Origin of the sequence: Labedella endophytica (assembly GCF_003990045.1) — a bacterium.
Taxonomy (GTDB): Bacteria; Actinomycetota; Actinomycetes; order Actinomycetales; family Microbacteriaceae; genus Labedella; species Labedella endophytica.
Map to the genome: position 1 here is coordinate 949,719 of NZ_RZGZ01000002.1, position 19,661 is coordinate 969,379.

Annotated in this window: 19 protein-coding genes and 1 tRNA gene; 10 read left to right on the forward strand and 10 right to left on the reverse strand. The window is 68.7% G+C overall.

Features of this window, described 5'->3' with window-relative positions; genetic code table 11:
* Positions 1-157 precede the first annotated feature (157 nt).
* Positions 158-367: a hypothetical protein gene (locus ELQ94_RS07970; RefSeq protein WP_127048940.1), complete on the forward strand. Its 210-nt coding sequence runs from the start codon at positions 158-160 to the stop codon at positions 365-367.
* A gap of 76 nt (positions 368-443) precedes the next feature.
* On the opposite strand, the gene ELQ94_RS07975 is transcribed toward ELQ94_RS07970, so the two are convergent.
* From ELQ94_RS07975 to ELQ94_RS07990, 4 genes are all read right to left on the reverse strand, one after another.
* Positions 444-1,913, reverse strand: coding sequence for a recombinase family protein (locus ELQ94_RS07975; RefSeq protein ID WP_127048942.1), 1,470 nt, complete (start codon positions 1,911-1,913; stop codon positions 444-446).
* A gap of 3 nt (positions 1,914-1,916) precedes the next feature.
* Positions 1,917-2,087 (reverse strand): DUF4244 domain-containing protein, encoded by a 171-nt coding sequence (locus ELQ94_RS07980; RefSeq protein ID WP_127048944.1) that lies wholly within the window; start codon positions 2,085-2,087, stop codon positions 1,917-1,919.
* 91 nt (positions 2,088-2,178) lie between these two features.
* Positions 2,179-3,144, reverse strand: a complete 966-nt coding sequence (locus tag ELQ94_RS07985) for a type II secretion system F family protein (RefSeq protein WP_166404690.1) — start codon at positions 3,142-3,144, stop codon at positions 2,179-2,181.
* Positions 3,138-4,178 (reverse strand): TadA family conjugal transfer-associated ATPase, encoded by a 1,041-nt coding sequence (locus ELQ94_RS07990; RefSeq protein WP_127048948.1) that lies wholly within the window; start codon positions 4,176-4,178, stop codon positions 3,138-3,140. Before ELQ94_RS07990 ends, ELQ94_RS07985 begins: the two co-directional genes overlap by 7 nt.
* 444 nt (positions 4,179-4,622) lie before the next feature.
* Between ELQ94_RS07990 and acs the strand changes: the two genes are divergently transcribed.
* A complete protein-coding gene (gene acs, locus ELQ94_RS07995) occupies positions 4,623-6,581 on the forward strand; it encodes an acetate--CoA ligase (RefSeq protein ID WP_127048950.1) in 1,959 nt (652 codons plus the stop codon).
* 66 nt (positions 6,582-6,647) lie between these two features.
* Here acs and ELQ94_RS08000 read toward each other — a convergent pair whose 3' ends face one another.
* Positions 6,648-7,118, reverse strand: a complete 471-nt coding sequence (locus ELQ94_RS08000) for a RidA family protein (protein ID WP_127048952.1) — start codon at positions 7,116-7,118, stop codon at positions 6,648-6,650.
* Positions 7,118-7,276: a Sp36 family protein gene (gene sp36 / locus ELQ94_RS08005; RefSeq protein WP_127048954.1), complete on the reverse strand. Its 159-nt coding sequence runs from the start codon at positions 7,274-7,276 to the stop codon at positions 7,118-7,120. Before sp36 ends, ELQ94_RS08000 begins: the two co-directional genes overlap by 1 nt.
* A gap of 159 nt (positions 7,277-7,435) precedes the next feature.
* Here sp36 and ELQ94_RS08010 point away from each other — a divergent pair, with 159 nt between their 5' ends.
* From ELQ94_RS08010 to ELQ94_RS08020, 3 genes are all read left to right on the forward strand, one after another.
* Complete coding sequence (locus tag ELQ94_RS08010) at positions 7,436-9,913, forward strand: transglycosylase domain-containing protein (protein ID WP_243696917.1); 2,478 nt, start codon at positions 7,436-7,438, stop codon at positions 9,911-9,913.
* On the forward strand, positions 9,910-10,878 hold the full coding sequence (locus ELQ94_RS08015) for a metallophosphoesterase (RefSeq protein ID WP_424976998.1): 969 nt from the start codon (positions 9,910-9,912) through the stop codon (positions 10,876-10,878). The genes ELQ94_RS08010 and ELQ94_RS08015 overlap by 4 nt, the downstream gene beginning before the upstream one ends.
* A 127-nt stretch (positions 10,879-11,005) precedes the next feature.
* Positions 11,006-11,503: a hypothetical protein gene (locus tag ELQ94_RS08020; protein ID WP_166404691.1), complete on the forward strand. Its 498-nt coding sequence runs from the start codon at positions 11,006-11,008 to the stop codon at positions 11,501-11,503.
* Between the two features lie 130 nt (positions 11,504-11,633).
* On the opposite strand, the gene ELQ94_RS08025 is transcribed toward ELQ94_RS08020, so the two are convergent.
* A tRNA-Pro gene (locus tag ELQ94_RS08025) sits at positions 11,634-11,710 on the reverse strand.
* Between the two features lie 68 nt (positions 11,711-11,778).
* Between ELQ94_RS08025 and ELQ94_RS08030 the strand changes: the two genes are divergently transcribed.
* Both ELQ94_RS08030 and ELQ94_RS08035 read left to right on the forward strand, forming a co-directional pair.
* Positions 11,779-12,201, forward strand: coding sequence for a VanZ family protein (locus tag ELQ94_RS08030; RefSeq protein WP_127048960.1), 423 nt, complete (start codon positions 11,779-11,781; stop codon positions 12,199-12,201).
* Positions 12,198-12,725: a VanZ family protein gene (locus ELQ94_RS08035; RefSeq protein WP_127048962.1), complete on the forward strand. Its 528-nt coding sequence runs from the start codon at positions 12,198-12,200 to the stop codon at positions 12,723-12,725. The genes ELQ94_RS08030 and ELQ94_RS08035 overlap by 4 nt, the downstream gene beginning before the upstream one ends.
* A 66-nt stretch (positions 12,726-12,791) precedes the next feature.
* On the opposite strand, the gene ELQ94_RS08040 is transcribed toward ELQ94_RS08035, so the two are convergent.
* Positions 12,792-13,412, reverse strand: coding sequence for a thymidine kinase (locus ELQ94_RS08040; protein WP_127048964.1), 621 nt, complete (start codon positions 13,410-13,412; stop codon positions 12,792-12,794).
* Between the two features lie 4 nt (positions 13,413-13,416).
* A complete protein-coding gene (locus ELQ94_RS08045) occupies positions 13,417-14,895 on the reverse strand; it encodes a malate:quinone oxidoreductase (RefSeq protein WP_127048966.1) in 1,479 nt (492 codons plus the stop codon).
* Positions 14,896-15,057: 162 nt separating this feature from the next.
* On the opposite strand from ELQ94_RS08045, the gene ELQ94_RS08050 reads away from it, so the two are divergent.
* Together ELQ94_RS08050 and ELQ94_RS08055 are read left to right on the forward strand one after the other, a co-directional pair.
* On the forward strand, positions 15,058-16,014 hold the full coding sequence (locus tag ELQ94_RS08050; protein ID WP_127048968.1) for a glycoside hydrolase family 6 protein: 957 nt from the start codon (positions 15,058-15,060) through the stop codon (positions 16,012-16,014).
* A 114-nt stretch (positions 16,015-16,128) separates the two neighbouring features.
* Complete coding sequence (locus tag ELQ94_RS08055; RefSeq protein WP_127048970.1) at positions 16,129-17,028, forward strand: response regulator transcription factor; 900 nt, start codon at positions 16,129-16,131, stop codon at positions 17,026-17,028.
* Positions 17,029-17,282: 254 nt separating this feature from the next.
* On the opposite strand, the gene ELQ94_RS08060 is transcribed toward ELQ94_RS08055, so the two are convergent.
* Positions 17,283-18,776 carry a glycosyltransferase family 2 protein gene (locus tag ELQ94_RS08060; protein ID WP_127048972.1) on the reverse strand — a complete coding sequence of 498 codons (1,494 nt, stop codon included), beginning with the start codon at positions 18,774-18,776 and terminating at the stop codon, positions 17,283-17,285.
* Between the two features lie 262 nt (positions 18,777-19,038).
* Here ELQ94_RS08060 and ELQ94_RS08065 point away from each other — a divergent pair, with 262 nt between their 5' ends.
* Positions 19,039-19,659 (forward strand): hypothetical protein, encoded by a 621-nt coding sequence (locus ELQ94_RS08065; protein WP_127048974.1) that lies wholly within the window; start codon positions 19,039-19,041, stop codon positions 19,657-19,659.
* Positions 19,660-19,661 lie beyond the last annotated feature (2 nt).

Below are 19,661 nucleotides of genomic sequence, written 5' to 3' on the forward strand. Positions count from 1 at the left end.
TAGATTGCAGGGATCGGAGGCTGTCACACCGCTGTCACACGGTGGCACGCCACAAAGTTGTGCCACGGGTGGATGGCAGAGATTACCCGCTGAACTACGCCCCGATCCCAACAGCGCCCGCCGTTGCTCCGAGGGCATGCTCCGGTACGCTCCGAGGATGAGCAAATGGACAGTGGTCTACGGGACCATGCCCCTCGCGATGACCGACGAAGACGCCGCTCGGCTCTACGATCTGTACGCGAGCGGACAGGCGACGGCCCCGACCGTCTTCGATTACCGGATGGACGTGCGGGGCTTCGAACCCACCGAGGACTCCATCGTCATCGGTCCCGGTATCCCGATCCACTTCACCCGGAAGGTCGGCTAGGCCCGACCGCCGATAGGGTGGACGCAGTCCGGCAGGGGTCGGCCTCGGCTTCCACCCTTGGCCTCCTCTGCCGGACCTACTTCCAGCGAATCTCCGTGGTCGCCGCCATCCGCTCCATGCTCTGAGAGCGGCCTCCCTGCCCCACCGTGTGCACGACGACGGTCATGACGACATCGAGCACGGCCCGCTTGCGATCGAGCGGGAGCGAGGCCCACACCGCCGAGATGTCGGCTTGCCCGACGATGTCGCCGAGCACGTCGACACGACCCGCCTCGGTCATCCGGGCATCGATACCGCCGAGCTCTTCGCGGAGCCGCCGGATCGCCGTCCGCGCGCTCTCCGCCGTGAGGGTGCCGTCCTCGACGAGGCTGACGACGTTGTCTAGACGCGCCTGGACCGCGAGCCTCTCGGACCGGAGCTCATCGGCGTCCGGGCGCTCCTCGTCGAGGAGGAGGTCGGCGGCGTCCGGGCGGGAGAGCCGCTCGACGATGACGCTCTCGACGTAGCGGTCGAGCGGGACGCCGCGCCGCATGAAGTGGGCCATCGACCGGCACCGGTAGGAGTGGATGCCCGCCTCGCCGCCGCCCGCTCGGACCGGCTCGAAGCACGTCCCGCACACCGCGAGGCCGGAGAGGAGCCACTTCCTCGCCGTTCTCCCGCCGTTGGTGCGCCGTCCCGGGTGCCCGAGGCGCTCCTTCGCCGCGAGCCACGTCTCCTCGCCGACGATCGGCTCCCAGTCGCCGGGGACGCACGACTCGCGGGTGATCGACTCGACGTTGTACCCCTCACCCCACCCACCCTCGGGCGGCACGGGGAGGAGCCCGGCGTAGTACGGCGAGAGCAGAATCCGCCGGAGCGTCACGGCCCGGAACGGAGCTCCCTCAGGGTGCGACTTCGACGGCACGGTCCGCCGTCCGCGGTCGTTGAGCTCGCGCGCGATGCCGCCGAGGGGCACTCCGGCGAGGAAGGCCTCGAAGATGTCGCGCACGTCCTGAGCGCGATCGCCGTCGACCTCGTACGCCTGAGTCGTCCCGCGCTCGGCGCGCTCCTTCGCCGTCACCCATCGGTAGCCGAACGGCACGCGGCCCGAGGTGGGGACTCCATCGGTCCGCCGGGAAGCGTTCGCGAAGACTCGCCGTTCGGCCTTGACCTCGCTCTCGTTGCGGGCGACCGCCGTGAGGACGTTCGCGATGAGCCGACCGGCGGGCGATGCGAGGTCGACCTCCCCGTCCGTCGTGACGGTAGCGACCTTCGCCGTCGTGAGGCTCTCGATCGTCGAGAGGGAGCGTCCGAGGCGGTCGAGCTTCCGGACGATGAGCACGTCGAAGCGGCCCGCCCGGGCGTCGGAGAGCATCCGGTCGAACGCCGTCCCCGCGCCGCGGGACTTGTACCCGCTGACGTTGTTGTCCTCGTAGGTGGCGACGACTTCGTAGCCACGAGCGGAGGCGAGGGCCGTGCACGCCTCGACCTGTCGCCGGATACCCTCGGGCTCAGCGATGGACTGCCGAGCGTAGATCGCGGCGCGGGTGGGTGTCGTGGAAGCCATGACTCAATACTGCCCTAACGAATCATTAGCGGCCATGGTCGTGATCGCGTACTCGGCCGTCGCGGCGCCGTCTTCGTCCGCGAGACGGCGCAGCCCGCGCCGCAGGAGCCCCGTGTCGCGAGGCGGAGGGGCGGTGCGAGCCACGGGGGCGGTGGGAGAGGTCTGGAGTGTCATGTGCGGTCCTTCCGTCGGGATCGGGTGGACGGCCAGTCAAGCGCCGCTCGCCCCGCCGTCACCGAGCCGTTGACGCATCGGGGGACAACCCTCACCACGACAGACCGGTGGACGACAGGAGGCTCAGCACCATCGGCACGACACCGAGGACGAGGAACGACGGCAGCACGCAGACCCCGAGCGGGATGAGGAGGAGGGAGCCGAGTCGTGCGGCGCGAGCCGCTCCGTCCGTGGCTGCTCGGAGCCGCTCCGACTCCGCCTCGCTGCGCAGCAACTCACCGGCCGGCACACCGGCGCGGCGGGAGAGGGCGAGGGTCCGCCCGATCGCCTCCGTTCCCCGCTCCGCGACCGACGAGAGGCCGACCCGCTCGAGGGTGCGTTCGACGAGGGCGACCGCGTGCGGCGCCGACGCCCCTCCCGCCATCGCGATCGCCACGAGCTCTGCGGCGAGACCGGGCGACGTGTCCGCACGCCGGGCGCGAGCCGTGAGGCGTCGGACCCAGAGCACGGCGAGCGCGGCGAGACCCGACCCGACCGCGAGGCAGGTGAGGCCGGCCGCCGTGCCGAACAACACGCCGAGCACGTCGAAGCCGAGAACCACGCCGAGCCCGACGGCCACCACGGGCAGGGCGAGCACGATGCGCGAGCTCACGACGGGCCCGGCGAGCGCCACCTCCACCTCACGACGCGACCGCTCGATGCCGCGCAGGACGTCGGCGAACGAGCGCAGGGCCGGCGCGACGGGCGCCCCCGCCTCCGTCGAGACGGCCCAGGCGGCCGCGACGGCGCGCCACGCATCGTCGTCCGGATCCTGCCCGAGCGTCTCGAGGATCGCCGCGACGACGTCGTCGCCACGACGCGCGGCGTCGTCGAGCCGCCGGAGCCGATCCGGTTCCGCGCCGCTCGAGCCGTCGGGCGCCGCCTCCCGATCACCACCGTCCGTCAGGTATCCCCAGACCGTGCTCGGCGACACCCCGGCCGCGAGGAGGACGGCGAGCCGTTCGCACACGGAGGCGGCCCCGTCGACTGCTGCCGCCGGGGCCCGGCGCGTCACCACGATTCCCGCTCGATCGCGAGTCGGCCGTCCCGCGTGAGTGCCAGCCGCCCGACGGCGTCGACACGGCGCGATCCGGCCACCCGTTCGACGTGCACGACGAGACCGATCGCGCTCACCGCCTGGCGCGCCAGCGCCGCCGTGCTCATCCCGGCGAGTGCTCCGAGGGCCTCGAGCCGGGCCGGCACGTCGTCGACGGAGTTCGCGTGCAGGGTCCCGGCCCCGCCGTCGTGACCGGTGTTGAGCGCCGCGAGCATCTCCTGGACCTCCGCACCGCGGCACTCCCCGAGCACGAGCCGGTCGGGCCGCATGCGCAACGATTCACGCAGCAGGCGATCGAGACCGAGGTCGCCGGCCCCCTCCACGTTGGCCTGCCGGGTCTGCAGCCCCACGACGTGCGGGTGGTCGATCTGCAATTCGGCGACGTCCTCGATCGTCACGATCCGCTCGTCGGGGGACGCGGTCCCGAGCAGCGCCGCGAGCAGCGTGGTCTTGCCGCTTCCGCCAGCCCCGGTGATGAGCAGGTTCGTGCGGGAACCCACCGCCCGCACCAGCCGATCGAGCTTCGAGGGATCGCGGTCGAACATGCCCGACGACGCGAGCGTGTCGAGATCGAGGCGACGGTCCTGGGGAAGCCGGATCGAGACGAGCGTGCCGGTGGGCGACACCGGTGCGAGCACCACGTGGACGCGCACGCCTCCCGCGAGCCTCACATCGACGCACGGCGTCGCCTCGTCCACGTGCCGGCCGCCGAGGGCCACGAGCCGGATCGCGAGGTCGCGGGTCTGTTCCGCGGAGAGCGTCCCGACGCTCGCCCGGTCGAGGCCTCCCCCGCGGTCGACCCAGACCTCCCCGCCGTTGACGAACACGTCCGTCACCTCGGGCGAAGCGACGAGGCCCCCGAGCGGACCGAACTCGGCGGCGAGGGCGAGTCTCTCCGCCGTCGGGCGAGCCGCCGGACGCAGGCTGTCGCCACCTCCCGGCGGCTCGTCCCGACGCGGGGCGAACGACGGCACGGCGACGAATCTCTCGGTCATCCGGCGCACGCTACGCACCGCCGGCCGGGCGCGTCACGGGAGGTGCCCGACCTCGGGACAACCACGCCGACGCCGCCCTGTGGACGCGGGTATCGTGCACCCGACGCGATGCCCTCGAATCACGTCCGGGCAAAAAAAGGGGCCGCATCCATTGGGGGGAATGGATGCCGCCACACGCAGCGCTGGATCGGGGGAATCACGCGCGCTACACGCCAGAATTTGCATTCGGCCGAATCCAAGAGTACGCCCCGTCTCCGCTTTTCGCCATCGATCCGCAGCACCTGCGGGCAATTGATATCGGAGTGTCCACATCCGCTTTCGCTCCCCCTTCTTTCGGCGGGTGTCCGGGCCCCGGGGCGGGCGCTAGGGTCGAAGAATCTTCCGCGTCGCACGGGCGAACCGCCCGCGGCGCACGAGTCGAGCACGCGAAGGAGCGAGCGATCCATGGAGCAACAGGTCGATCAGGCACAGCCCGAGAAGCAGGTCTTCCCCCCCTCCCCGGAGTTCCGCGACGCCGCCGTCGCCCGCCCCGAACTGTACGAGGCGGCCGCGACTGACCGCCTCGAGTTCTGGGCCGACCAGGCCAGGAGTCTTCACTGGCACACCCCCTTCACGCAGACCCTCGACTGGTCGGACCCTCCCTTCGCCCGCTGGTTCGACGACGGCGAGCTCAACGTGGCGTACAACTGCCTCGACCGACACGTCGAGGAGGGCAACGGCGATCGGGTAGCGCTCCTCTGGGAGGGCGAACCCGGCGACTCGCGAGCGATCACCTACGCCGAACTCACCTCTGAGGTGAAGAAGGCCGCCAACGTGCTCACGGATCTCGGGATCGAGGCCGGGGACCGCGTCGCGATCTATCTGCCGATGATCCCCGAGGCGATCGTCTCGATGCTCGCGGTCGCGCGCCTCGGCGCCGCCCACTCCGTGGTCTTCGGAGGTTTCAGCGCCGACAGCCTCCGCGCCCGCATCGACGACGCCGGCGCGAAGCTCGTCATCACGGCCGACGGCGGTTGGCGCAAGGGCAAGGTCTCGCCCCTGAAGCCCGCCGTCGACGCCTCCCTCGAACCCCGCGGCGATCTGCCCGCGCAGGACACCGTCACGAACGTGCTCGTCGTGCGTCGCGGCGAGAACGAGGTGGATTGGAACGACCGTGACGTGTGGTGGCACGAGGCCATGGCCGACGCGTCCCCCGAGCACGAGGCCCAGCCGTTCCCCGCCGAGAACCCCCTCTTCATCCTCTACACCTCGGGCACGACGGGGAAGCCGAAGGGCATCCTGCACACGTCGGGCGGCTACCTCACCCAGGTCGCCTCCACGCACCGGAACGTCTTCGATCTGCACCCCGAGTCGGACGTCTACTGGTGCACCGCAGATGTCGGCTGGATCACCGGCCACAGCTACGTGACGTACGGCCCCCTCGCCAACGGCGCGACCCAGGTGATCTACGAGGGCACGCCCGATGCTCCGCATTCCGGCCGCTGGTGGGAGATCATCCAGAAGTACGGCGTGACGATCCTCTACACCGCGCCGACGGCCATCCGGTCGTTCATGAAGCTCGGTCGTCAGATCCCCGAACAGTTCGACCTCTCGAGCCTGCGCCTGCTCGGCTCCGTGGGAGAGCCCATCAACCCGGAGGCCTGGCTCTGGTACCGGCATGTCATCGGCGCCGACCGCACGCCGATCGTGGACACGTGGTGGCAGACCGAGACGGGCGCGATCATGATCTCCGCGTTGCCCGGCGTGACCGACGCCAAACCGGGAAGCGCGCAGGTGCCGATCCCGGGCATCACGATCGACGTCGTCGACGACGCGGGCACATCACTCGATCACGGTGACGGGCTCCTCGTGGTCTCCGAGCCGTGGCCGTCGATGCTGCGCGGCATCTGGGGCGATCCCGACCGCTACCGCGAGACGTACTGGGAGAAGTTCGGCGACCGGTATTTCGCGGGCGACGGTGCGCGCCTCGACGAGGACGGCGACGTCTGGCTCCTCGGCCGCGTGGACGACGTCATGAACGTGTCCGGGCACCGCCTGTCCACGGCGGAGATCGAATCGGCCCTCGTCGCGCACCACTTCACGGCCGAGGCCGCCGTGGTCGGCGCGTCGGACGAGACCACCGGCCAGGCCGTCGTGGCTTTCGTCATCATCAAGCAGAGCCAGCTCGCGGATGCGGAGGCCTCGGACATCGCGGCCGAGCTGCGCTCGCACGTCGCGAAGCAGATCGGCCCGATCGCGCGTCCCCGCGACATCTACGTGGTAGCGGAACTGCCGAAGACGAGGTCGGGGAAGATCATGCGCCGCCTCCTGCGCGACGTCGCCGAGGGGCGCGAGATCGGCGACACCACGACCCTCGCCGACACGCAGGTCATGCGCATCATCGGCGACAAGGTCGTGCGCTGACGCCGTCCCCATGAACGACGACGGCGGGCCCCGAGAGGGGACCCGCCGTTGTTCGTCATCGGCCGATCAGGCGAACGCTAAGATCATCTCCACCTCGACGGGTGAGTCGAGCGGCAGCACGGCCACGCCGACGGCCGAGCGGGCGTGGATCCCTGCATCGCCGAAGACCTCTCCGAGGAACTCGCTGGCTCCGTTGATCACGCCGGCCTGCGCCGTGAACGCGGGATCCGAGGCGACGAACCCGGTCACCTTCACGACGGCGGTGACGCGGTCGAGCGAACCGATGACCGACTGCGCGGCCGCGAGCGCGTTGAGCGCGCACGTGCGGGCGTAGGCCTTCGCGTCCTCGGGCGATACGAGCCCATCACCGTCGCCGACCTTGCCGGTGGCGGGGAGCTTCCCGTCCGTCATCGGCAGCTGGCCGGACGTGTACACGAGGTTTCCGCTCATGACCGCCGGCACGTAGGCGGCCAGCGGCGGGACGACCTCGGGGAGGACGACGCCCAGCTCGGCGAGACGGTCGGTGACGGCGCCCATCAGGCGCCGCCGAGCTCGCGCTTGAGGTAGGCGACGAGTCCGCCCTCGGGACCCGTGACGATCTGCACGAGCTCCCAGCCGTCGCTCCCCCAGTTGTTGAGTATCGCCGTGGTGTTGTGGATCAGTAGCGGCGTGGTGATGTACTCCCAGCGCGTCATGGGGCTCCTTCGAGATGGGGATCATGGGGATTCGTAGGGTGCGACACCCCCGTTTGCGTGCCGTTACCGGCGGAAGGTCTGCGCGCGTGATAGGGCGCATTTCCAGAATCGTCGCTTACGATCGATCTTATGCCTCATCAAAAACGTACGGCTAGAGGTGTGTTCGGGGGCCTCCTCGGCTTCGTCGGCCTCAGCGTCGCTGCCGGGATCCTCGTCACCGCCGCCGTCACCCCGGCCCTCGCCGTCACCGGCATCGGAGCGACCAACACCATCAAGGTGTTCGACTCCCTGCCCGAGTTCCTCGAGATCACCGATCTCATGGAGAAGTCGACGGTCTACGCGACCAACTCCGAGGGCAACCCCGTCGAGCTCGCGCAGTTCTACGACCAGAACCGCCAGGAAGTGCAGTGGGACCAGATCTCGCAGTTCTTCAAGGACGCGACGGTCGCGAAAGAGGACAACCGCTACTACGAGCACGGGGGCGTCGACGTGATCGGCACCACCCGTGCCGTCGTGTCGAACGCCCTCGGGCAGAACGTCCAGGGTGGATCGTCCATCACCCAGCAGTACGTCAAGAACACTCTCGTGCAGCGATGCGTCACCGATGCCGCCACCCTCGAGGAGGGCGAGGAGTGCGCCACCGCGTACACCACGGCCAACGGCTCCGAGGGCATGGCTCGCAAGCTCAAGGAGATGCGCTACGCCATCGGCCTGGAGAAGAAGTACTCGAAGGACGACATCCTCCGCGGCTACCTCAACATCGCCTCCTTCGGTGGTGTCACCTACGGTGTCGAGTCCGCGTCGCAGTACTACTTCGGTGTCTCCGCGAAGGATGCCACCCTCGTGCAGGCGGCCACGATCGTCTCGATGGTGACCAACCCGAACATCCTCCGCATCGACCGGCCCGACAGCGAGAGCAACGGGTCGGCGAACGGCTACGAGCTCACGAAGAAGGGCCGTGACATCACGCTGCGCGCGATGCTCACCTACGGCAAGATCACGCAGGAGCAGTACGACGAGGCCATCGCGACCCCTGTCGAGCCGAAGATCACCCAGCCGCGATCGGGGTGCGCTCCGTCCGGTGGCGCCGCGTACTTTTGCGACTACGTCATCAACGTCATCCGCAATTCCGAGGCCTTCGGCGATTCCGCCGAGGAGCGCCTCAACCTCCTGAAGCGCGGTGGGCTCGACATCTACACCACGCTCGATCTCGACATCCAGCAGGCGAGCGAGCAGGCCATCCTGAGCCGCGTCCCGAAGGCATCCGAGCGAGGCGACATCGCTGCCGCATCCACGGTGGTGGAGCCCGGCACCGGCCGCGTGCTCGCGATGGCCCAGTCGAAGGACTTCAGCAACACGGAGACGGGCCCTGGCTACACGTCCGTGAACTTCAACACGACGAAGGCCTACGGCGGATCGACGGGATTCCAGTCCGGTTCCACGTACAAGCTCTTCACGCTCGTGGACTGGCTGCTCAACGGCCACTCGGTCAACGAGACCGTGCGCGGCACGCTCCGCAATTACACGTTGACGGGCTCGTGCGAGGGCGCCGGCGGCACCTACAAGTTCAACAACTCGGGCAACGCTCGCGGATCCAACCTGAGCGTGATGTCGGCGACCGCCCGCTCGCTCAACACCGGGTTCGCGGCCATGGCTGAGAAGCTCGACCTGTGCGAGATCCGCGACGTGGCCAAGTCCCTCGGCATGGAACGCGCCGACGGCACCGAGCTCCAGGTGAACACGACCTCGATCATCGGTACGAACGAGGTGGCCCCGATCGACGTCGCCGGATCGTACGCCGCGATCGCCGCGAACGGTGTGTACTGCACGCCGATCGCGATCGACCGCATCGTGGGACCAGACGGCGACGAGATCGCCGCACCGGAGAGCACCTGCAACCAGGCCATCCCCGAGAACGTCGCGGCGACGACGGCCTACGCGCTCAAGGGCGTCATGAGCGGCGGAACGGGCGCACAGGGTAACCCCTACGACGGCACGCAGCTCATCGGAAAGACGGGTACCACGGACAACCGTCTGCACACCTGGCTCGCCGGCGCGTCGACGACCGCCGCCACGGCCCTCTGGGTCGGCAACGTCTCCGGCAAGGTCGACCTCGCGAACATCAGCATCGGTGGCGTGGCAGGCAACTCTGCCCGATTCCCGATCTGGAAAGACATCATGCGAGCCACCGACGATATCCGTCCCGGCGGCACCTTCCCCGCACCGGATCCGAACCTCACCCGCGTGGTCACTCGCGCCGTCCCCGACGTGTCGGGGCTGAGCGTCGAGGCGGCCACGAGCCAACTCGAGGGGGCCGGATTCAGCGTGAGCGTGGTCGACGGCGAGGTCGCGTCGAGCGTCGGCGCTGGTCTCGTGGCCCGTACCGACCCGGGCGGAGGGGCTCGAGCGAACTACGGCTCGACGATCTCGCTCTACATCAGTAGCGGGCAGGGCTCGGAGATCCCCGATGTCATGGGTGATGTTCCGGCCGACGCTCAAGCCGAACTCGAGGATGCCGGGTTCGCCGTCGTCGTCGACGGCTCGTGTCAGCCACCCGAGGCTCGAGTCAATTCGCAGAGCCCCGGTGGGGGAACCGACGCGAATCGGGGCGACACCGTGACGATCGGTTGCGGGTGAGTCTCCCTCGCGGAATCGTGGCGCCCGGCATCGTGCTGGGCGCCACGGCGCTTGCCGGAGGCCTCGCCTTCGCGTGGGGCACGCTCGTCGAGCGCAAGATGTTCACCCTCCGCCGCGTCGTCGTGCCGGTCCTGCCTCCCGACGCGGAGCCCATTCGCGTCCTCCACGTCTCCGACCTGCACATGGCCCCCTGGCAGCGGGACAAGCAGGCGTGGGTGCGGTCCCTCGCCCAGCTGAAGCCCGACCTCGTGGTGGACACGGGCGACAACCTGGGCCACGAGAACGGCATCGAGGGGATCGAGGCAGCGTTCGCCGGATTCGACGGCATTCCGGGCGTCTACGTGAACGGGTCGAACGACTACCACGGTCCGATGCGTAAGAACTGGCTCCGGTACCTCGTGCGCCACTCGGGCGGTGCGAAGGAGGCCCCGGCCGATCTCGACACGCCCCGACTCGAGCGCTTCTTCCGCGAGGGCCTCGGATGGACGAGTCTCAACAACGCCGTCGGGAGCCTCACGGTCAAGGGCACGCGCCTCGACTTCTTCGGCGTTGACGACCCCCACATCGGTCGTGACCGCCTCGATCGCCTCACGGGCCTCATCGACTCGCAGCAGGACGAGGAGAGCCTCGACGAGGACGCCTCGGACGCCGAGCGCACCGTCACGATCGGTGTCGCCCACGCGCCGTACCGTCGCGTCCTCGCCTCGTTCGTCACGCACGGCGCGCAGGTGATCTTCGCCGGTCACACCCACGGCGGCCAGGTGTGTGTTCCCTTCTTCGGGGCCCTCGTCACGAACTGCGACATCCCCCGCCGCCAGGTGAAGGGCCTCAGTCTCTGGCGCCACGCCTACCGCACGGCGCACCTGCACGTCTCGGCCGGCCTCGGCACGTCGATCTACGCGCCCGTGCGCTTCGCGTGCCTCCCCGAGGCCACGCTCCTCACCCTGGTCCCCGCCGCCCGCTGACGCACCCCACGAAGGTAGTGGTGCGGCGAGATCGGCTTGGGAGAGGGTGACGATCGTCGACTCGCCGAGGGTGCGCCCTCCCCTCATCCTGCGAATCCTCTCCCGAGTGTTTGCGTTGGTCGTCTCCGTGGCGAGCATCCCGTTGTTCGTCGCCGTCACGAACGTCGTCTACGACCTGTATCAGTCGATCCTGCGCGACGACGGTCCGATGATGAACCACCAGGCTCTCGTTATCGCCGCCTTGCTGGGATGCACATCGGCTGCCCTCGCGATAGGCACGGCGCTCGTCGACCGGTCCGGTAGGCCGATCGTGCCGACCTGGGGCCCCGGGTTCGGATTGGCTCTCCTGGGCGTTGCCTCGTACCTGCTTCTGATGCTGACCTGGTGGAGTTGGGGAGGCTCCCCCGAGTACACACCACGACAGAACCTCGCACGCGATGCGGTCGATGCGTTGCCGTGGATCGCCATGGGCTCGTACGTCGGTGCGTTGAGCTTCGGACTCGTCGCCCGACGCTTCGCGACCCGATCCCGGCGCCTGCCCCTGCCCCTGTGGGGACTCGTATTCCTCACCCCCGCCGTCACCGCGGTTTCCGTCGTCGTGCTGGCGTCAGAACGACTGTCCTAGGGGAGAGGACGATGAGCAGACGGACTTGATTGCTACGGGCGCGGACCTGCTCGCCGCACTGTGACGGTGGCGGTGGCGCTGAACCCGGGAACCAGAAAGGCCCGGATCCACGTGTGGATCCGGGCCCGGATGGTCGGGGTGACAGGATTTGAACCTGCGACCTCCTCGTCCCGAACGAGGCGCGCTACCAAGCTGCGCCACACCCCGATGGCCCGAAGGCCTCACCCAGGATACCCGACAATTCGGTGGCCCGAGACACTGCGACAATAGTGGGCATGTCGAGACGCCTCCCCCGGATCCTATTGGCCGTCACGGCGCTCGCCATCCTCGGCATGACGCTGTGGCCGAACCCGCAGGACGGAGACGGAACGCCGATCGCTCGCGCGATCGTGGACTGGATGTACACGGCAGGGCTTCCCACCGCGATCACCTTCGAGGCGATCGAATTCACCGCCAACATCGTGATGTTCGTGCCGTTCGGGCTGTTCCTCGCCCTGAGCCTGCCGCGCTGGATGTGGCCGTGGGCGATCGTGCTCGGTCTCGCCTTCACGCTCCTCATCGAGTTCCTGCAGGCCGCCTTCCTCCCCGAACGCTTCCCGACCGTCTCCGATCTGATCGCGAACACCGCGGGCGCACTCATCGGAGGAGCCCTCTCGCTCATCGGCCGGCGTCGTTCGCGTCGAGCGGCGATCGTGTGACCCCAGGCCGGTCGTCGAGGCGCGAAGCGGCACGGGCGGAGTCCCGGACCGCCGAGTCCCGGCGCGCCGGCTCGCGCTCGTCCGACGCCAGGCCGGAACGGTCTCGCGCCGGCAAGATCGTCGTGCGCGTGCTCGCGGCCGGGATCATGGCCATCGTCTTCGCGATCGGCTACTGGCCGGTGCCCGTGGATCGCGGAGTCCGCAGTGTGCTGGCGGCGGTCTTCGACCGTCTCGCCGCAGCCGGGGCACCGGATTGGGTCGACTACGCGCACCTCGAGTTCGGCGCGAACATCGTGATGTTCGCCCCCCTCGGCGCGCTCATCGCCCTGCTCCTGCCCCGCTGGGAGTGGTGGCTCGCCCCCATCATCGGCCTCGCACTGTCGCTCGGGATCGAGTTCGGGCAGGCCCTCCTGCTCCCCCAGCGCTTCGCGACACCGCTCGACGTGCTCGCCAATACCGCTGGCGCGACGATCGGCGCCCTCATCGTCACGGCCGTGCGCCTGTCCCGCCGCCGCTCCCGCTGACCCCTCTCCCCCCTGAAAACCTCGTATGTGCTCGTATTTTCGAGCACATACGAGGTTTTCAGGCGGTCAACGGGGGGACGAGGCGGAGATCAGGCCGCCGGACTCCTGGAGGTAGCAGACGCCGCAGAGCGACTCGTAGGTGACCTCTTCGCCGTCGATCGCGACCTGGTCACCGTCGAAGACGAACCTGTCCCCCACCTTGCGACCGTTGAAAAGCGCTTTGCGGCCGCAGCGGCAGATCGTCTTGAGCTCCTCGAGCGAGTGCGCCACCTCGAGGAGCCGACGGGACCCCGGGAATGCCTCGGTGAGGAAGTCGGTGCGGATGCCGTACGCCAGCACGGGAACACCCTCCAGGAGGGCAACGCGTAGGAGACCGTCCACCTGGGCGCTCTCGAGGAACTGCGCCTCGTCGATCAGCAGGCAGCTCACGTCGATCCCGTCGCGCTCGACCGACTCCCGACGGTGCCGCTGGAACTGGGCGAGCGTATCCTCCCCCGGCTCGATCACGTAGTCGACCTCGCGGCTCACACCGAGCCGGGACTCGATCGAGCGGTTGCCCTTCGTGTCCACGGCGGGCTTGGCGAGGAGCACGCGCTGTCCGCGCTCCTCGTAGTTGTACGCCGCCTGCAGCAGCGCCGTGCTCTTGCCGGAGTTCATCGCCCCGTAGCGGAAATAGAGCTTCGGCATGGCGTCAGCGGGCGATGCCGAGGATGCTCGCCGTGCGGCTGAGCACCTCGTCGGCGAGCTCCGGCTTGTCGTTGAGCGTCGTCCCGTAGGTGGGGATCATGCGACGCAGCTCGGGCTCCCAGCCGTCGATGTCGCGTGGGAAGCACGTCTTCAGGACGTCGAGCATGATCGGAACGGCCGTCGAGGCGCCCGGGGAGGCGCCGAGGAGACCGGCGATCGTGCCGTCACCCGCGGCGATGACCTCGGTGCCGAACTGCAGGACGCCGCCCTTCTTCGCGTCCTTCTTCATCACCTGGGCGCGCTGGCCCGCGGTGATCATGTGCCAGTCGGACCCGTCCACCGTGGGCATGAACGCCCGCAAAGAAGCGATCTTCGCCTTCCGCGAGGCGAGGAGCTCTCGGACGAGGTAGGTGATGAGACCAGGGTTGTCCTTCGCGACGGCGAGCATCGGGAAGAGATTCTTCGGACGCACCTGGGTGACGATGTCGAGGATCGACCCGTTCTTCAGGAACTTGGGACTGAAGCCGGCGTACGGGCCGAAGAGCAGGCTCGGCTTGCCGTCCACGACGCGCGTGTCGAGGTGGGGGACCGACATGGGTGGCGCTCCGACGGCGGCCTGGCTGTAGACCTTGGCCTGATGCTTCGCGACGACCTCCGGGTCGTCCGTGCGGAGGAACTGGCCGGAGATCGGGAAGACACCGTAGCCGTCGACCTCGGGGATGCGCGCCTTCTGCAGGAGCTTGAGCGCCCAGCCACCGGCGCCGACGAAGACGAACCGGGCATCGACGGTGCCCGGGGACCGGCCGACGGTGCGGCGGTAGCCGATGCGCCAGGTGCCGTCCTTCTGCTTCTTGAGGCTGCGCACCTCGTGGTTCAAGCGCAGCTTCGCGCCCTTCTCGATCGCCCCGGCGAAGAGCTGCCGGGTGAGCGCGCCGAAGTCGACGTCGGTCCCCGCCTCGATGCGGGTGGCCGCGAACGGCACGCTCGAACGGCGACCCTCCATGAGCAGCGGCGCCCACTTCGCGATACGTCGGCTGTCGTCGGAGTACTCGATGCCGCCGAAGAGCGGCTGGTCCTTGAGCGCCTCGTAGCGGTTCTTGAGGTAGGTCACGTCGTGCTCGCCCGTGACGAAGGTCATGTGCGGAACCGTGTTGATGAAGCTCGACGGGTCGGGCAGCGCGCCCGTCTCCACGAGGTGGCTCCAGAACTGGCGGCTCTGCTGGAACTGCTCGTTGATGCCGATGGCCTTCGCCGGATCGACGGAACCGTCCTTGCCCTCCGGCATGTAGTTGAGCTCGCACAGGGCCGCGTGACCCGTCCCCGCGTTGTTCCACGGGTTCGAGCTCTCCTGGGCGACATCGCCCAGACGCTCGAAGATCTCGATGGTCCAGTCGGGCTCGAGCTGGGAGATGAGTGATGCGAGCGTCGCGCTCATGATGCCGCCACCGATGAGGACGACATCCACCGGTTCGGGTGACGTCATGCCTCCAGTTTACGCGGCGGGAGGACCTCGGAGCGGACACCGCTGGGCGGGTGGACGCACCGGTTCCGCTCGCGGTTCCCCTGGCTCCCCGACCGGGGGTGAGCCGGCCGAGCTCCCGGGCCATACACTGGCCAGATCAGACCGGCCGAAGGGTGAGGATCGTTGGGTGCAGTCAGGAGTCGCGCAGCTCTCGTCGTGGCGAGCGTCTTCGTACCCGTCCTCGTCGTCGCCGCGGGTCTCGTGATGATCGTGACGGCGCAGACCGGCGGACCGTTCGACTCGGCACGGCTCTACGTGAACCCCGAGAGTCAGGCGGTCGAGGCCGTCGCCTCGGGGTCCGCCGGGGCGACCATCGAGCGCGTGGCGTCGACGCCGACGGCGATCTGGCTGACACCGGAGGAATACGGCCCCGGCGAGGTCGGCGGCTACGTCCGGTCGGTCGTCGCTGATGCGGCCTCCACCGGCTCCGTCGCCACCTTCGTCGTGTACGGGATCCCCAATCGTGATTGTGGCAACTTCTCCGCCGGCGGCCTCTCGGCGTCCACGTACCCCACCTGGGTCGAGGAGATCGCGAGCTCGCTCGGAGAGCAGAAGAACGTGGTGCTCGTCGAACCCGACGCCCTCTCCCTCGCGATCGAGTGCGAGGACGAGGACGTGCAGGTCGACGCCGTCGCCGAGGCCGTGTCGCGCCTGGCCGCCACGAGCGCCTGGGTCTACGTCGACGGCGGACACTCCGATTGGCGCAGCCCCACGGATATGGCCGCCCTCCTCGAACGCGTGGGGATCGACGGCATCCGGGGGTTCTCCACGAACGTCTCGAATTTCAACGCGACGGCCGACGAGATGGCCTACGGCGAGGAGCTGAGCGCACTCGTCGGCGGCGCGCACTACGTGGTCGACACGTCGCGCAACGGCGCGGGGTCGAACGGCGACTGGTGCAACCCGTCCGGTCGTGCCCTCGGAGACGCGCCCCTCTCGGTCCCCCGCAGCGGCGCCCTGGACGGGAACCTCTGGATCAAGGCCCCGGGCGAGAGCGACGGCACGTGCAACGGCGGCCCGCCGGCCGGCGAATGGTGGCCCGCCGCGATCGAGGAACTCGCGCGCAACGCCGGGTGGTGAGCGCCCGTCCCGAGCCGTCCTGAGCCGGATCGACACGCCATCTCCTCACAAATCCCCGCATGGTACCCGGGAAGGGGGGAGCCGAGCGGGCGGTGAGTTGCTACGATCGGCCCGATGGATGACTCTGGCGAACGGCGCCTGGCCGTAATCATCGAGGACGACCCGGATATCCGGGGCCTCCTCGAGACCGTGCTCTCGCAAGCGGGCTTCGAGACGGTCTCGGCCGACAACGGCATCGACGGCGTCGCCGCGGTGCGACAGTTCGACCCGGTCGTGACGACGCTCGATGTGAGCCTGCCCGGCATCGACGGCTTCGAGGCAGCGAAGCGCATCCGGTCCTTCAGCAACACCTACATCGTCATGCTGACCGCGCGCGACGAGGAGATCGACGCCCTCCAGGGCCTCGAATCGGGTGCCGACGACTACGTCACGAAACCGTTCCGCCCGCGCGAGCTGCGCGCGCGCATCGAGGCCATGCTGCGTCGCCCGCGGGCGACTCCCGGTGAGGCCCCGGCGGCGGCACCCGCGGTCGACGCCCGTCCGGCCTCGACACCCGTCTGGTCGGCCTCGGCCGAGGCCGCACCGGCTCCCGCGCCCACCCAGGCCCGGCATTCCGCCCCGGTCGCATCCGCGCCGGCAGCGACCCCCCTTCCGGATCTCGACAAGCCCCCTGTGGTCTCCGAAGAAGGCTGGATCGAGCACAACGGACTCCGCGTCAACCGCGAGATGCGCATCGCCGAGGTCGACGGTGTCGAGCTCGAGCTCACACGGAGCGAATTCGATCTCGTCGCCGCTCTCATGGACTCGCGGCGACGGGTGCGCTCGAAGGCGGACCTCGCTCTGCGTCTACGCGGCGAGGACTACGTGACGACGTACTACGTGAACGACGCGGACAAGCGCGCCGTCGAGGTGCACATGGCGAATCTGCGCCGCAAGCTCGGCGACAACATCGCGGCCCCGCGCTTCATCGAGACGGTCCGCGGTGTCGGCTACCGCCTCGCCGCCATCAACTGATGCATCGCGACGATGCCCCGTCACCCCTCGGGTGACGGGGCATCGTCGTTTTCGCTGACACAGACACGCGACTCGAGCCCCTCGAGAGGCCCAGGACACTGAGGGAATGTGTCCCGAACCCGCACCGACCCGTCGACGGGCTCCTGACAACACCCGTCAACGACTCGAGCCCCTCGAGAGGCCCAGGACACTGCCCAGGACACTGAGGGGGTGCGTCCTGGACCCGTCGAAGGGCTCGAGTCGTGTTGGTGGTGTCAGACGCGGTAGCCGCGGTGACGACGGATGATCGAGAAGATCATCGTGAGGGTCTGGACGATGGTGATGACACCGAGGACGGGCCAGCAGATCCAGAGGATCGTGGACTGCACCTCGGTGGAGAGCTGGAACCACACGAAGGTGAGCGCGGCGACGGTGGCGAGGAGCCCGATGAGGGGCACGAGGTAGGCGTTACCCGAACCGCGTTCGGCCTTGGCCTGCTCGGCCCAGTTGTCGACCTGCTTGCGGCTGGCGAACTTCGTCCATGCCCGGAGGAAGTGTCCGATACGGATCCACATGTAGATCTCGGCGGGGAACAGCAGCAGGGCGAAGAGGATGTCCTTCCAGTTCCGCGTCTTCATCGACAGCGCGACGCGCATGTTGAGGATGATCGCGGCGACGGGCGGGATGAGCCACCACGGGCTGAAGACGAAGGCGTCGATCGAGAGCGAGGCGACGAGCAGCAGCACGAACATGACGCGCGAGATGATGTTGACGACCATCGAGAGGTGCTCGAGCCACCGGAGGCGGAGGTTCGGGTGGAACGGCTGACCCTTGGTGTCGCCGCGCTGTCCCGGCCACATGAGCTCGATGGCACCGAAGTTCCACTTCACCTGCTGCGCGTCGAGCGAGCGGAGCGTGTGCATGCCGCCGACGTTGGCGCGGGCCTGGGCACTGATCTTGGTGAGGTAGCCGGCGCTCTTGATCTGGAGCGAGAGGAGGGAGTCCTCGACCTCGCTGTCCTTGACCCACGGGGTCTGCTGGTGGCTGTCCTCCATGACCTCGCGGAGGGCCTTGGTGGAGAAGATGGAGAACTGTCCGCCGAGCACGGCCATGTTGCGGCCCTTGAGCATGTTGGACATGTTGAAGGCGGCGAACTGAGCGCGTTGTCCGGCGATGAGGAACGGGGCGACGGGGCCGGTGATGGCGGTGTCGTCGATGCTGTAGATCGCCGAGATGCCGCCGATGCGGGTGTCGGACGAGATCTCGTCGACGAGGTTCTGCACGGCGGTCGGGTCGGCCGTGGTGTCGCCGTCGACGCCGAGGAGGTAGTCGTAGGCCTCGACGAGGTCGTAGCCGTAGTTGAGCGCTCCGACCTTCTTGTCGGGATTGACGCCGATGTCGTGGACGAAGACCTCGGTCTCCTGGATCTCGTCGGGACCGGTGCGGCGCGAGTGCGGGCCGGCGTAGTGGCTGGCGAACTCGACGGTCGCGTCGGTGGTGTTGTTCACGATGACGTGGATGACGTCGGGGAGGCGGGTCTGTCCGAGGAGCGAGTCGAGCACGCTCGCGATGGACTCCTCCTCGTTGTACGCGGGGATGATGCAGCCCACGGTGGGGCGATACGTGGGGAGGGCCTCGACACTCTCGATGAAGTCGTTCGCGAATTCATCGAGATCGGGTCGTGCCGAGGTCCCCCCGACGCGTGTGGAATCGGAAGCCCCGATGGGACGCTGCGCCGATGAGTCCGGGGTTCGGGTCCCTGCGTCCATGGCCATCTCCATCTGCTTCCGTCTGGTTACCGCTAGGTGTCCCGCACGAATCCTCGTGCGTTCTGAGATCAGTGAACACCTCGCACCTCAAGCGGCCCGCGGGGAAGGTGCGGGTTTGGCTCAGGTTTTCCTCAAGATCTGCGCACCACGCTGTGCGTTGTGACCGGTTCGGGGGACAATGCGTCCCCCGTCCGTGGGGTACGGACGAGGATCCGTCCGGATCGGAGGACGCGACGGACGCGCCCGATGCCAAGATGGACCCATGCGCATCCGGAGAATGGTCACAGCAGCAGCAGCGTCGATCGCCATCGTCCTCTCGCTCTCGGCCTGCGGGACCCCTCCGTGGGAGGCGAACGCGACAGCGACTCCGACCGCGACGGCCTCGACCCCGGCAGCGGCGGCGCCGACACCCCAGGCCACCGTCGACACCGTCGTGAACGAACTGGCCAGCGGAAGCACGCAGCGTGTCCTCACCGCCGGCAACATCACGCTGACGGTCGACTACTGGTCGACCCTCTCGATGGACCAGTGGACCGCCGATGCGAACAAGCCGCTGAGCTTCTCCGCCGTCGCCGCGCTCGAGGGTGGCGACAACCGGATCTACCTCTCGAAGGTCTCGATCGTGACGGCCGTCCGCGGAGACGCCGGCCAGCTCCCCTCACCCGAGCCCCTCGCCGACAACGCGAACGTCGCGCCCGGGTATTTCATCTCGGCGCCATACAGCTACAGCCAGAGCTTCGTCCTTCCGGGCATCGATCCGGCCGCCGAGTACGTCCAGCTCACGGTCACCTACGAGCTGCTCCTGCAGACGACGCCGACCTCGTCCGAGTACGCGAAGCAGACCGCGACGGACACCCTGACGATCGCGATCGCCCAGTCCTGATC